General features: G+C 43.8%; 13 protein-coding genes. 2 read left to right on the top strand and 11 right to left on the bottom strand.

Annotation, left to right across the window (positions count from 1 at the left end; all coding sequences use genetic code 11):
* Positions 1–78: 78 nt before the first annotated feature.
* The gene (locus tag MR764_RS18370; protein WP_247980916.1) at positions 79–1143 is read right to left on the bottom strand and encodes a hypothetical protein; all 1065 of its coding nucleotides are present in this window, start codon (positions 1141–1143) and stop codon (positions 79–81) included.
* An 18-nt stretch (positions 1144–1161) separates the two neighbouring features.
* Positions 1162–1647 (bottom strand): RNA polymerase sigma factor, encoded by a 486-nt coding sequence (locus MR764_RS18365; protein WP_247980915.1) that lies wholly within the window; start codon positions 1645–1647, stop codon positions 1162–1164.
* A gap of 326 nt (positions 1648–1973) precedes the next feature.
* Between MR764_RS18365 and tnpA the strand changes: the two genes are divergently transcribed.
* The gene (gene tnpA / locus MR764_RS18360) at positions 1974–2411 is read left to right on the top strand and encodes an IS200/IS605 family transposase (RefSeq protein ID WP_233377165.1); all 438 of its coding nucleotides are present in this window, start codon (positions 1974–1976) and stop codon (positions 2409–2411) included.
* A gap of 158 nt (positions 2412–2569) precedes the next feature.
* Here the strand turns inward: tnpA and MR764_RS18355 are convergent, their stop codons facing one another.
* The 3 genes from MR764_RS18355 to dtd form a co-directional block, all read right to left on the bottom strand.
* A complete protein-coding gene (locus MR764_RS18355) occupies positions 2570–3589 on the bottom strand; it encodes a branched-chain amino acid aminotransferase (protein ID WP_247980914.1) in 1020 nt (339 codons plus the stop codon).
* 243 nt (positions 3590–3832) lie between these two features.
* Complete coding sequence (locus MR764_RS18350; protein ID WP_247980913.1) at positions 3833–4174, bottom strand: nucleotide pyrophosphohydrolase; 342 nt, start codon at positions 4172–4174, stop codon at positions 3833–3835.
* Between the two features lie 11 nt (positions 4175–4185).
* Positions 4186–4641: a D-aminoacyl-tRNA deacylase gene (gene dtd, locus MR764_RS18345; protein ID WP_233377161.1), complete on the bottom strand. Its 456-nt coding sequence runs from the start codon at positions 4639–4641 to the stop codon at positions 4186–4188.
* A 103-nt stretch (positions 4642–4744) separates the two neighbouring features.
* On the opposite strand from dtd, the gene MR764_RS18340 reads away from it, so the two are divergent.
* Entirely contained in the window at positions 4745–7126 is a 2382-nt protein-coding gene (locus MR764_RS18340; protein ID WP_247980912.1) for a TonB-dependent receptor, read from the top strand.
* Between the two features lie 10 nt (positions 7127–7136).
* Here the strand turns inward: MR764_RS18340 and MR764_RS18335 are convergent, their stop codons facing one another.
* The 6 genes from MR764_RS18335 to MR764_RS18310 all read right to left on the bottom strand — a co-directional run bounded on the left by MR764_RS18335 (position 7137) and on the right by MR764_RS18310 (position 12909).
* Positions 7137–8144, bottom strand: a complete 1008-nt coding sequence (locus tag MR764_RS18335) for an adenosine deaminase (RefSeq protein WP_247980911.1) — start codon at positions 8142–8144, stop codon at positions 7137–7139.
* A gap of 79 nt (positions 8145–8223) precedes the next feature.
* Complete coding sequence (locus tag MR764_RS18330) at positions 8224–9366, bottom strand: cellulase family glycosylhydrolase (protein WP_247980910.1); 1143 nt, start codon at positions 9364–9366, stop codon at positions 8224–8226.
* A gap of 203 nt (positions 9367–9569) precedes the next feature.
* A complete protein-coding gene (locus tag MR764_RS18325) occupies positions 9570–10565 on the bottom strand; it encodes a bile acid:sodium symporter family protein (RefSeq protein ID WP_247980909.1) in 996 nt (331 codons plus the stop codon).
* Between the two features lie 88 nt (positions 10566–10653).
* On the bottom strand, positions 10654–11763 hold the full coding sequence (locus MR764_RS18320; protein ID WP_247980908.1) for an acyltransferase family protein: 1110 nt from the start codon (positions 11761–11763) through the stop codon (positions 10654–10656).
* Between the two features lie 102 nt (positions 11764–11865).
* Positions 11866–12378 (bottom strand): OsmC family protein, encoded by a 513-nt coding sequence (locus tag MR764_RS18315; RefSeq protein ID WP_247980907.1) that lies wholly within the window; start codon positions 12376–12378, stop codon positions 11866–11868.
* 54 nt (positions 12379–12432) lie between these two features.
* Positions 12433–12909: a hypothetical protein gene (locus MR764_RS18310; protein ID WP_247980906.1), complete on the bottom strand. Its 477-nt coding sequence runs from the start codon at positions 12907–12909 to the stop codon at positions 12433–12435.
* Positions 12910–13059 lie beyond the last annotated feature (150 nt).

Here is a 13059-nt window from a genome sequence, read left to right as displayed (position 1 = left end):
TTTTTGTTTCTGATGCTGTGACGGGCTGCTTAATGGAAAAGTTACAGCAGAATAAAAAAAGGCCCGAAAAATACCCAGTTATTTACCGTCGGCTTTTTCTTTCGGATTGTTAGGAATGGTAAACGCCAGTAAACGAGAATCGTAGTTGATCTCGGTTATTTCGCCTTCATCATCGGTTTTGTAGGTAAGATTGTCTTTGGTAAAGCCCGAAACCAGTTTTAATCCGGCTTTTTTAATCTTATTGATGGAGAGGTTGTCGAGCCCGGTTTTTTCGAGTACTACATCTGCCAGCAGGCGTTCTTCAACGTTGGATTGCGGAGTTTCAGGAATTGAAATGTACATCGTTTCCAGTGTTTCGGCGGCAGGCTGAACATCGAGCGATGCTGTAAGCGATTGTATTTCTTTTGGTATTTCAATGCGAATCCTTTGTGTTACAGGTTTTTCTGCCTGAATATTTTTTTGAATAACTTCCTGAGTTTTGGTACTATTCTTTGTTTCTGTTTTTTGAGGAACAGACTTTTCCGTTACTTCTGTTACTTTTTTATTTTCAGCGGCTGGCTCTTGCGTGAAAACGATTTTCTGCTGAGCATCTGTATTCGGGTTTTTGGGTTCTTCAATCTGGGCAAGCTGATGAATTGATTCGGGATCTTTGTCATTTTTTGTCATCACACTAAAAATCACCAATCCTACTATAAACATAGCAGATATCCGGGAAGCCCAAAGCATAATTGTCTTTCCTACAGTACGTTTGTAAAGCTTATTTTTCTTTTCGAACACGATGTTCACATCAGCTTTTAGCAGGGTTTTTTCAAAAAGATCAACATCTTCCTGTTTTTCAGGATGAGCTAAAATATACCTTTCAAAGTCTTCGGTTTCCTGTTGCGAAAGGTCACCTTCCAGTTTGGCAACTGCCGCCTGGTTGAACTCGCTTTCGAGGTCGTATTTTTCGTGATAAAGCTTTTTCTTTTTATTGAATGTATGCGATTCGGGTACGGCACTTACCGCACTGAAAAGTTCAAGTTCCTCTTTCAGATCGGGATTTTGTTGCAGAAAGTCGATAAAGACATCCACCAGCTGTTCATCGAGCTTACCTTCCAGGTAATCGATGAAATATGCCTCGTAATTTTGTCTTGTGATCTTCATGTTCAACTTTTTTTCTTCTTATGCAACCGCCTCAATGCTTCCGATGTATTTTTTCAGAAATACCCGGGCACGGTAAATATACACTTTTACCTGTGCTTCGCTTAAGTGAGTAAGCTCACCAATTTCTTTGTAATTGTATCCTTCATAATCGCGCAGCAGCACTACTATTCGCTGTACTTCGGGCAATTTATCTACTGCTTCCCGTAATATTTCCGACAAGTCGGTATAATTGTTTTCCTGTCCCTGTTCCGGAAGAATAAGGTCGTCGGCGTAAACCGAATGTTTTTCTTTTCGTATCCGGTCAATCATGGTGTGGTAAGCGGTGGTGAATAAATAAGCCTTTACTTTGTCGGCATTAACATTTTCCACGTTTTTCCACAGCTTTTCATAGCTGTCCTGCACAATGTCCTCTGCCTTGTGCGTGTCCCTAATGCTTTTAAGGACGAACCGGTACAAACGGTCCGAATATTCATCAACAGCCTGGTTATATTCGTTTACGGTCATTCGTTTTCAAACACTGTTCATTTGCATATGACGGGCGAGTGAACAGGAAGTTACAGGGGAAAATACTTTTGTTTCTATTTAACACGTCCAACTTAGTATTTATCCCTGAAAAATAAGGTAATAAGGTTTTGGTTTTTGTATAATTTAATTGTCTACTAAGCTTGGTAAGCAAAGAATAAGGTTTATTTCTGCTCCATTTTGAATGTGTTTTAAAATGGAGGTATTTCTGCAAGCTTGATTAGAATGTGTAAAACCTTATTTTTATGATATTGAGCTTGGTAGCTAAGAAAATTATTTTGAAATAAACCTTATTAACCTTATCAGACATGAAGATTGAATATAACAACCTTTACACTCATTTTGTCCTTACTACTTATCAGCGAATGCCAGTTATCAGGGAAGAAATCCGGGAAAGAATTGAAAAATACATAACGGGTATTGTTTCTAACAATTCATCAAAATTATATGCGATCTATGCAAATCCAGAGCATGTTCATATGCTTGTTTCCCGCTCTCCTTCCATTTCTGAATTGGAATTGGTTTTGGTAGTTGCCAATAGTTCTGAGCGATTTATTAATTCAAACCAATTGATAAAAGGAAAATTTGCATGGCAGCAATCAGCTTCAGCTTTTTCGGTTTCTAAATCAGATGTAGACAGGGTTTGCAGATATATTTTAAATCAACCGGAACATCACCGGCGAACTACTTTTGAAGAAGAATACCAGGAGTTCATAAAACATTATCAAACAGGTATGAAACGCTAGTATCTGTTTTGAAAAAGGGATATTGGGGGCTCAATGATCAGGTAATCTGCAACAACTTCATGAAAATAAAAGAGCCATTCCTAAAAAAGAAATGGCTCTAAATATCTGATAGTTTGATTTTTTTTCTCTCACCACCTGAATGAGGCGAAGTATCCTTATTAGTCAATAACAGTTACCCAGCCGTGGTTATCCGGCTCATCGCCATACTGAATAGCACGTAACTTATTGTACAGTTTTTCACTGATGGGGCCTGGTTTTCCGTCTTTCGAGAAAACGTACGATTCTTTTGTATCGTAGTCGTCAATCCGCTGGATCGGGCTGATAACAGCTGCTGTTCCGCAGGCACCGGCTTCTTCAAACGTAGCAAGCTCTTCCACCGGAACGTGGCGGCATTCTACTTTCATTCCCATTTCTTCGGCCAAAACCATCAAACTCTTGTTGGTGATGGATGGTAAAATAGATTCTGACTTGGGTGTAATGTAGGTGTTATTTTTTACCCCAAAGAAATTGGCTGCACCACATTCATCGATGTATTTTTTCTCTTTTGCATCGAGATAGAAAATATTGGAATAGCCCAACTCGTGTGCTTTTTGTCCGGCAATAAGACTGGCTGCATAGTTTCCGCCCACTTTAAATTTTCCCATTCCAAGCGGAGCAGAGCGGTCGAATTCGCGCATAATCACGAAAGGAGTGGTTTGGAAACCGCCTTTAAAATACGGACCAACCGGAGTCACAAACAGGATGAACATGTACTCGCGGGCCGGTTTTACACCAATTTCGGCTCCTGTGCCAAACAGCACCGGGCGAATGTACAGCGAAGCTCCCGACTCGTAAGGAGGAACAAACCTCTCATTAAGTTTTACCGCTTTGGTTACGGCTTCCATGAATTTTTCCTGCGGAAAGCGGGCCATCAAGGTTCCGTTGGCCGAATCCTGCATACGTTTGGCATTTTCATCCATTCTGAAAACACGGATTTTGCCGTCTTTTCCTCTGAATGCTTTCAGGCCTTCAAACGCTTCCTGCCCGTAATGAATGGCAGAGGCAGCCATGTGCATTGTAAAATATTCACTGTCGCTAACTTCCAGATCACCCCAGGCGCCATCTTTATAGGTGCATCTTATGTTGTAATCTGTTTTTCGGTAGCCGAAACCAAGATTATTCCAATCGATATTTTCCATTTTATTATTTTAAGTCTTGTTAATTCGGAATGAATGCAACTTTTGTTGCATAGCCAAAGTAAGGAAATTTTCCGGGATTAAAACACGATAATAGTCACCGAAGTCTACTCACAGCAAATGTTTTAAAGCTGCTTAATATTGGCGGTTTTTAGAGATTGGAACCAGGTAGTTTCCGGAACTTGCAAATTCATTTCATTGGATGGAATAAAGTTCTGAACTGATCAAAATCCCAGATTTTCGCGTTTATTTCAGTTTTTCATTGTTTTGATGACGGTCTTTGTCCCTTGTTGTTTTTTTCCCGATATTTTTGATAAATGCCTCACTTAAGTCAACACCGGTTTGATTGGCCAGGCAAATCAACACCCACAGAACATCCGCCATTTCGTCGGCCAGCTTGTATTCTTCATCCGACTTTTTAAACGACTGATCGCCATATTTTCGCGCCATAATGCGCGCCAGTTCGCCCACTTCTTCGGTAAGTATAGCCATGTTAGTCAGCTCGCTAAAATAGCGTACTCCAATGGTTTTGATCCATTCATCTACTTGTTGCTGGGCTTCTTTTATGCTTATGTTTTGCGAATTCATTTCCTGAAAAATTAAAAATCCTTTTGTTTTGAATCAATGATAATGGTTACCGGACCGTCGTTCACCAGGGCTACCTCCATCATGGCGCCAAACTTACCGGTGCCAACTTTTTTACCCAGCGCTTCTTCCATCGAAGCCACAAATTTCTCGTACATCGGGATGGAAAACTCGGGCCGCGCCGCACGAATGTACGAGGGCCGGTTTCCTTTTTTGGTGCTGGCCTGAAGCGTAAACTGGCTGACAACAATTACATCGCCCCCCACATCCTGTACTGATAAATTCATCACCCCGTTCTCATCATCAAAAACGCGAAGCTGAGCTATCTTTTTTACCAGGTACGATATATCTTCCTCTGTATCTTCGCTTTCGATACCCACCAGGACCAGCAGTCCTGTCTCTATTGCCGAAATCTTTTCTCCTTCAACAGTAACGGAGGCTTCTTTTACTTTCTGAATAACTACACGCATAAATTTTTGATTTTGCTTTGCTAAGGTATAAAAAGGGAAGTAACTCTCAACTTTTGAGATTTGACATTGTTTAGTATTTTGCAATAAAAATTGAACAGAACAAATGAGAATCATTCATGTTTTTATATACCTGCTTATTTTTCCTGTATGCTCCTGGGCGCAAAAAGCAAGTTTAAGTGGTAAAGTGGTAGATGCCACCAGTAACGAACCGCTTCCGTTTGTAAATGTGGTGGTGGCCGGAACGGGTATTGGGACGGTTACCGATACCGAAGGTCATTTTGTTTTGAAAGGTCTTGAGTCCGGATTTATTCGGGTAGAGGCGTCGTTTGTGGGATACCGGAAAGTGATTTCATCTGAAACGGAAGTTCGGCAGGCCGGTAATGCTTACATCGAAATTAAGATGGAAAAAAGCCGCGAGAACATTGATGAGGTAACGGTTAAAGCTTCTCCTTTTCGGGTGACGATGGAAAGCCCCTTGTCGATGCGGACGATCGGGGTGGGAGAGATAGAGAAAAGCCCGGGTGCCAACCGCGATGTTTCGCGTATTATTCAATCTTTTCCCGGAGTTCAGTCCACGCCGGCTTACCGCAACGATGTGATCATCCGGGGGGGCGGGCCTTCAGAAAGCCGCTTTTTTCTCGACGATGTGGAAATTCCCAACATCAATCATTTCTCCACACAGGGTGCTTCGGGGGGCCCGGTGGGTATTTTGAATGCCGATTTTATCCGGGAAGTGAATTATTACTCAGGTGCTTTCCCTGCCAATCGTGGCAATGCTTTAAGTGGAGTGCTGGAGTTCAGGCAAATCGACGGCAACGAAGAGAAGATGCAGTTTCACGGAACGCTCGGTGCTTCGGAAGTGGCTGCTACCCTTGACGGGCCGCTGGGCGAGAAAACCAACTATGTTTTTTCGGTGCGCCGTTCGTATCTGCAATTGTTGTTCAGCGCTTTGGAACTGCCGTTTCTGCCCAATTTCACGGATATGCAGTTTAAGGTGCGTACCCGTTTCGATCAAAAAAATGAACTTACGCTGATCGGGCTGGGGGCCTACGATGTGAATAAGCTGAATCTGGATATCGAAAACCCGGATGAGGAACAGCAATACATTTTGAGCCAGCTGCCCGAGAACCGCCAGTGGAGCTACACTGTGGGAGCTGTTTACAAGCATTACCGCGACAATAGCTATCAGACTTTTGTGGTAAGCCGCAGTCAGTTGAAAAACCTGTCGGATAAGTACCTGGATAATGACAAAAGTACCGTGGATAACCGGATTTTGGATTATGAATCGCAGGAAGTAGAGAATAAGATCAGGCTCGAGAACACTTCCCGCATCGACGGGTTTAAGCTGAACTTTGGTGCAGGGCTTGACGTGGTCAATTATCTGAACAACACAGTTTCAGGGCGTTTTTACGAAGGAGAATTGCAACAGGTAAATTACGACGCCGATCTTTCGTTGCTAAAATATTCGCTCTTTTTTCAGCTTAGTAAAAATGTTTTTGACGAACGGTTGGCGCTCTCGCTGGGTGTACGTACCGACGCCAACAATTACTCGGCCAGCATGAACAACCTGCTGGAACAGATCTCTCCTCGGTTTTCGGCTTCGTACAAACTGAGCCCGCAATGGAGTCTTAATTTTAACACGGGGCGCTATTACCAGTTGCCGTCGTACACTTCGCTGGGTTTCAAACAGGACGATGTGCTGGTGAACAAGCAAAACAAGCTGAAATATATTTCAGTGGATCATTTGATTGGAGGGCTTGAATTTCGACCCAAATCAACGGTTCAGCTTTCGGCTGAAGCATTTTGGAAAAGCTATGCCGACTATCCGTTTTCGGTGAAAGACCAGATCAGCCTGGCGAATAAGGGAGCCGATTATGGTGTGATTGGTGATGAGGAAGTGGTTTCAAGCTCTGAAGGAAGAGCTTACGGGGCGGAATTTCAGGCACGCATTAATTCGAGTGAGGGCTTTAATTTCAACCTTTCTTACACGCTGGTGCGCAGCGAGTTTAAAAACGGCAGCCAACAATATATTCCTTCGAGCTGGGACAGCCAGCATTTGCTCGTTTTGACCACTACCAAAGACCTGAAAAAAGGCTGGAGCCTTGGAGCCCGCTGGCGGTATGTGGGAGCTTTGCCTTACACTCCGTGGGATTTGGACAAGTCGTCGCTGGTGGAAGCCTGGAACCTGAGTGGCGGCCCTTACTACGATTTTTCGCGTCTTAACAGCGAGCGTCAGCCTGCTTTTCATCAGCTGGATGTGCGGGTAGATAAGGCTATTTACGGAGAAAAGATCACGACCAAGTTTTACATCGACATTCAGAATCTGTATAATTTTCAGGCCAAAACCAACGATATTGTGGTGCGGGCAACCGATGCCAGTGGTAATTTTCTGCTGACCGACAACGGTACCCGCTATCAGCTAAATGTGATTGAAAACAAATCGGGAACGGTGCTTCCCACCATCGGTGTTATTGTTTCGTTTTAACGAAGTTTGCTCAAAAAGCAGCGAGTTCAGCGATCCATCGCTCTTTTTCATGTTCGCTGAGGAAGCTGGCTTTAAAACTGTTTTTGGCAAGCTTTAGTATTTCTTCTTTTGATAGCTTCAGTGCTTCAGCCGTTTTCCGGAAATTCTGGTTCAGATAGCCACCAAAATAAGCCGGATCGTCAGAATTTACAGTTGCCATAATACCCGCATCGAGCATTTTTTTTAGGGGATGATCCTTCAAATTGTCCACCACTTTTAGTTTTAAATTGGAAAGCGGACAAACCGTCAACGGAGTCTGACGTTTGGCGAGTTCCTTCAGCAACTCCGGATCGTCGATGGAACGCACACCGTGATCGATACGTTCGGCATGCAGTAAGTTCAGGCTGTCCCAAATATTTTGTGCGGGGCCTTCTTCGCCGGCATGTACTACCACACGAAAGCCTTCTTTACGAACCATTTCAAAAACCCGCTCAAATTTGATGGGCGGGTGACCTAACTCGGAAGAATCAAGGCCAAATCCGGCAAAATATTCGCGAAACGGCAGACATTCCCTGAAAGTGGAAATCGCATCTTCTTCACTCAGATGACGCAGGAAATTTGGAATCAACAGGCTGGTAATTCCCCATTGTTCGCGTGCATCATTCAATGCTTTCTGAATCCCGTTAACCACTGTATCCAACGCAACTCCGCGATGTGTATGGGTTTGCGGATCAAAAAACACTTCGGTATGCACAATGTTTTCTTCGCGGCAACGACTCAGGTAAGCCATGGTCAGATCATAAAAATCCTGTTCCTGCAACAATACGTTTGCTCCCTGGTAATAAATATTGAGAAACTCTTGCAGGTTTTTAAACTCGTAAGCTTTACGAAGCGCTTCAACGCCCGCGTATTTTAACGGAATACTGTTTCGTTCTGCCAAAGCAAAAATCAATTCGGGTTCAAAAGTCCCTTCAATATGTACGTGTAATTCGGCTTTCGGAATGGCCTGAATAAGTGCCGTTAGATTTTCTGTCTGCATTGTTCTTTCTTTTGTTAAAGATAGAAAACACGCCAATAACTACAAACGTTCATTGTAAGCAGAATTTCTATGGGAAGAATTAATATTTCATGAGTAAATTCAGCAGGCCACGGTCGAGTTTCTGGCCGTACCAGTCTTCGTAATCCACATCCTTTCTTCCGGAATTCAGTAAGCCGAAAGTTCCGTTAAATTCCCAAAGTGCATATCCGATTCCATGCTGGGTCAGCACATCCAGCACATCGTTAAACCAGGCCAGGAAAACATCGTGCGGGGTTTCCTGCCAGCAACCACATTCGCCACAGTGCACACCCACTCCTTTTTGCACAGCTTCAATCCAGGGCGCATAGAATTTCTCGATACTGCTGCGGTCGAAATACTTTCCGTCAATGGTTCCCGGCCAAACGGGTTTTGGCGCGTCATCCGGATTTTTGAATACCCACGGTGCGCGGTAATGCGAGATATAATGAGGAAAATAACCGCGGCAACTTTGTCCGATTTCCAGATCAAACAACTCGGGGATCACATCGCTGCCCACGTTATTTCCGTCGGCCATTACACGGTGTTTCGGGTTGTATTGCCGGATAGTGTTCAGGGCTTTTTGAGCCACTTCGCGGTACAAAGCCCCCGGGATGGCTCCCCGTTTTGAAAACTGATCGTTCATATCTTCGCGGGTGCAGGGCTCGTTTACCAGGTCGAAACTGATCTGGTCGGGAGTTTTGGATGCAAAACGTTTGGCCCACATTCCCCAATGGAAATAAAAGGCTTCCTGCGCCTCTTTGTCCTGCCAGAGATTGTACGGTTCGTTAAACCCGGCATTCACACAAAAGCCCGGTGCCCGGTGCAGGTTCAGGCTAATATGAAGTCCGTGTTTGTTGGCCTTGTCAACCAGTGCTTCAATTTTATCAACTTCCTTTTCGTTGATTTTGAGCACATCGTCGGGTGTAATATTTCGTTGCTGATCGAAATCAATATATCGGGGATAAGCCATCGGAAGACGCACAAAATCAAAACCCCAGTCGGCCATCCATTTAAATTGTTCTTCGGTGGTTTGTGGTCGTCCTCCACCATTCAGGGCGGGAGCAAAATAATCGAGCAGATTAAATCCTTTCCAGCGCGGCAGCGGATTTTTGACACTTGCAGGGGAAGTAAAAGCTGAAAGTCCTGATAAGCTAACGGCAGTTGCAGCAGTACCTGCGGTTTGCAGAAAATGTCTTCGTTTCATCTGTATAAAATTTTTTGATTTCTGAATGTTCAAAAAATTTGAAGACATTCAGGAACTCACATAAATTTTAATCATTCTTGTTTTTGAATTTAGAATGAAGAAAATTCATTTGCGTTTCATTGGTTCTGATTATAAATGACTCTTGTAAAGATATCATTTGCAGCGGAAAACTCAAAAGGAGGAAAGCAGTGGAAATGTGGCTGTTAATGTTGAATTTCGCGGCCATACTTTCCGGCCACAACACTGATGTAAAACAGCTGAAAAGCATGATAGATCATCACCGGAACCAGGAACAGACTGCCCAAAGTACTTCCTGCAAAGAGAACTCCTACCATCACCGAACCGTGAACCAGCGATTTCTTCGAACCACAAAAAAGAACGGTGATCCGGTCTTCGCGGTTGAGATGCAGTTTGCGGGTAAGGTATTTGGTTCCTTCAAAAACGATAAAGAAAAGGGCGATGACACCTGCAGACAAAATAAGGAGTGAATGCACCGGAATACTAGTGAAAATGCCGTTGGTAAACGATTCGCTGAAACTGCGGTAAACAATGGTAAGAATCACTGATTTGTCAAACCAACTGATGCGTTTCCGGTTGCGGTTGGCCCAGTCCCCCCAGGAACGATGCAGAATAAGTCCTACTATTACCGGTACCAGCACTTGCAACGTTAGATCGCGAATTACAGGACCGAATGAAAATGAACCGGCTTGCTGATCGAGGAAAAGCCCCATCCAGGCAGGTGTAAGAATGATGCCGATCACTCCTGAAATGCTGGCATTAAAAATGGCTGCCGGAATATTTCCCCCGGCTATGGAAACCATCACCACCGATGAAGAAACGGTGCTGGGTAAAGCTGCCAGAAAGAAAACAGCCAGCCATAAAATTTTCTGGTCGCTTCCCCTGAAAAGCGGGTAGAATAAAAGCAGTAAAAACGGAAACACAAGAAAAGTGATAGCCTGAATAACAACATGAAGTCGCCAGTTTCCAAGGTCATGTTTTAATCGTGCCGGATCGAGTTTCAGTCCGTAGAAAAAGAAAAGCAGGGTAATGCCGTATTTAATCAGCACCCGTAATTCAATAGTGCTGCCTTCTGCTCCAACACCTGGGAAAAAACGGGCCAGCAAAATCATCAACAGGATTCCGGCAATAAATGGATCGGGAACTACAGTGCGAATAATTCGCCTGAATTTATCTGACATCTTCTCTTTTTACTTTCCGGTAAAGATGTAGATTTTCTGTGAGATGCAATTTTCAACCAATATGAAATCGCTGGGGAGTGTGCTTAGTTTAAAATATCTTTTTGAATACCGGAAGTTGCTTGACCAGCCAGGCGGTAAGAAAAGTGAGCAGCAAAGCCAAAGGTGCCAGAACCAGAAATTTAAGGTAGGGCGGAATGGAAAGTGGCAGAAAAACAGCGCTTAAAGCAACAATCAGAGGGGCATGAAAAACAAATACACCGTAAGCGCTTTCGGATAAGTGCCGGGCGAATTTTGGCTGAGCGTTAAACCGGTCTTTAAAAATTCCGAGTAAACCCATGATCAACGAAAAACCCACCAATTGTTCCCACAAAGCATACGAAAAGGATTGATAGGTAAGGCCTCCCATAAAAGGATCAAGTCCGGAGCTTATTGCTTTGCCCCCTAAAAATACCGCCGGAAAGCCAATAAAAATAAGCGCTTGTGCAAAAAGGAACCACTGTATTCCCATTTTTCGGTTAAAATGTTCCAACCAGTTGTTTTGCCAGGCTATGGTTCCAATAGCAAACAGAACAATGTACTGCACAAAGAACGGAAACTGAAAGTTTGTAAAACTCCAGCTCCAGCCAACGGGCAGCCAAATACGGATGATAAACTGCGCCATTCCGATTAAAAGAGCTGCGGATAGGATTTTTTTTGTTCCGGGAAAAGGGATACGGATTTTTAGGGGAGTCATTCTGATTAGAAGATAAAAGGCCGTGAAGATCAACAACGCTTCCACAAACCACATGGGGCCGAAACCAAAGGTACGCCCCGAAAAAATATGTTCGAGTAGGCCGGGCTCCTGCTTGCGGATATAGTGGTTGGCAATAAAGTTGGTCAGGGGATTCAAAATAAAAAAGAAAAGCACGGTCGGAATTCCCAGGCGGATCAGCCTGTCGGAAACAAAACGCCCGGTGCCTTTGCGTTGGAGCGACGGAACCAGGAAAAATGCAGAGATAAAGAAGAACATCCCCATAAAAAAGGCCTGGTTCGAAGCCACAAACATCGACAAGGGTATGATCTCCGGAAGTCCGGCTTCTGCTTCGTTGTAATACCATCCACCAGGGGCTCCGTAGGTAATGGCAAGATGATGAAGAACCACCAGACTGATCAGGAAAATCCGGAGGTTGTCGATGTAATAAAGGCGCTTACTGGTCATTTACTGTTTTGATTTTGAGTGGTTTAAAGGTATAAAAAAGTAGATACCTTTTGCAGAAGCCGGGCAGTAGGTTTTGATTCGTTTGTTGGGAGTTTCTGTCTGTTATTGTTTTAATGCGTGAATATTGGTACTTACCGGAGTGGCTGATACAAGGGTTTGAAAAACAACGCAATAACGTTCGGTGAGTTTCAGAAGGGTTTGTTTCTTTTCATCGTCGGCATCGCAATCGAGCTCAAAATACAAACGAATGTTTTTAAAACCCACCGGAACTTCCTTCGAAACTCCTAAAGTCCCTTTAAAATCGAGGTCACCTTCCGCCCTTACTTTCCCTTCTTTGATGGTGACTCCGATGGAAGTTGCTACAGCATTTAGTGTAACTCCGGCACAGGCTACCAGTGCTTCGAGCAGCAGATCGCCCGAACAAAGCATGGTTCCGTCGCCACCCGTTGCCGGATGCAGACCTGCCTGGGTAAGTGCCCGACCGATGTCTACTTTACACGAAATTCCTTCGCCCAGCTTACCCGTAGCATGCAAAGTAATAATGGCCGATTCGGGATCGTCGGCGTACTTTTTTTTAAGCGGAGCCTGCAGCCGTTTTAGTTCTTCTGTTTTCATCGGATGGTGTATAAAAAGTAAAAGGAGGCTGAACCTCCTTTCTTCATACGCAAATTATTGTTTCTGGTTTTCCGGTGGACAAACCGTCATTTCGGGTACTACGTCCCAGGTGGTCCTGTCGACATAACCCGATCCGATGTAATGACTGCCGTCTTGTCCCATAATATTCCACCGAATCAAATAGACAGGATCCATACCTTCTTCGAAATCTATTTTATCGGTTTCGCGAATGGTTAGCACCTCTCCGTTGGTGCTGGTTAACGTGCCGCTAAAATTGATAATGATCCATTCGCGTACCCCGTCTTTGTAATGTACACGCCAGTGCGAACGAATATTTCCGGATACATAATCTACCATTTCTCCGTTGCAAAACAGGGGTGTCATGTATCCGTCTTCAGTGAATTTAGCCTGGTAGGATTTGGTTTCCGCCGATTTTAAAACAGCATCAGCTTCGTTTTCATACATGTCTTCTTTGGTACATCCCATCATCAGAAAGGATAGCCCTAATACAAGTAACGCAATTTTTTTCATGATTCATTTTTTAGAGTTAGAACCATAAGCGGGCACTTAAAACCCGCTGATTATTAATTGTTTATTTTTTAGTTCTTTGACATTTTTGTAATCGTATTTCGTAAGTACTTCTTTTATAGGAGTTTTGTCGAGTAGAGATATGCTAAGGAT

This window comes from Maribellus sp. YY47 (assembly GCF_023111095.1).
In the GTDB taxonomy this organism is placed as follows: Bacteria; Bacteroidota; Bacteroidia; order Bacteroidales; family Prolixibacteraceae; genus Draconibacterium.
The sequence above is the reverse complement of the archived record's forward strand: the minus strand, read 5'-3'. Positions and strand labels throughout refer to the sequence as shown.

Excerpts from the sequence above, each read along its gene's own strand:
- MR764_RS18370 (WP_247980916.1), bottom strand. The coding sequence starts at position 1,143 with ATGAAGATCACAAGACAAAATTACGAGGCATATTTCATCGATTACCTG.
- MR764_RS18365 (WP_247980915.1), bottom strand. The coding sequence starts at position 1,647 with ATGACCGTAAACGAATATAACCAGGCTGTTGATGAATATTCGGACCGT.
- tnpA (WP_233377165.1), top strand. The coding sequence starts at position 1,974 with ATGAAGATTGAATATAACAACCTTTACACTCATTTTGTCCTTACTACT.
- MR764_RS18355 (WP_247980914.1), bottom strand. The coding sequence starts at position 3,589 with ATGGAAAATATCGATTGGAATAATCTTGGTTTCGGCTACCGAAAAACA.
- MR764_RS18350 (WP_247980913.1), bottom strand. The coding sequence starts at position 4,174 with ATGAATTCGCAAAACATAAGCATAAAAGAAGCCCAGCAACAAGTAGAT.
- dtd (WP_233377161.1), bottom strand. The coding sequence starts at position 4,641 with ATGCGTGTAGTTATTCAGAAAGTAAAAGAAGCCTCCGTTACTGTTGAA.
- MR764_RS18340 (WP_247980912.1), top strand. The coding sequence starts at position 4,745 with ATGAGAATCATTCATGTTTTTATATACCTGCTTATTTTTCCTGTATGC.
- MR764_RS18335 (WP_247980911.1), bottom strand. The coding sequence starts at position 8,144 with ATGCAGACAGAAAATCTAACGGCACTTATTCAGGCCATTCCGAAAGCC.
- MR764_RS18330 (WP_247980910.1), bottom strand. The coding sequence starts at position 9,366 with ATGAAACGAAGACATTTTCTGCAAACCGCAGGTACTGCTGCAACTGCC.
- MR764_RS18325 (WP_247980909.1), bottom strand. The coding sequence starts at position 10,565 with ATGTCAGATAAATTCAGGCGAATTATTCGCACTGTAGTTCCCGATCCA.
- MR764_RS18320 (WP_247980908.1), bottom strand. The coding sequence starts at position 11,763 with ATGACCAGTAAGCGCCTTTATTACATCGACAACCTCCGGATTTTCCTG.
- MR764_RS18315 (WP_247980907.1), bottom strand. The coding sequence starts at position 12,378 with ATGAAAACAGAAGAACTAAAACGGCTGCAGGCTCCGCTTAAAAAAAAG.
- MR764_RS18310 (WP_247980906.1), bottom strand. The coding sequence starts at position 12,909 with ATGAAAAAAATTGCGTTACTTGTATTAGGGCTATCCTTTCTGATGATG.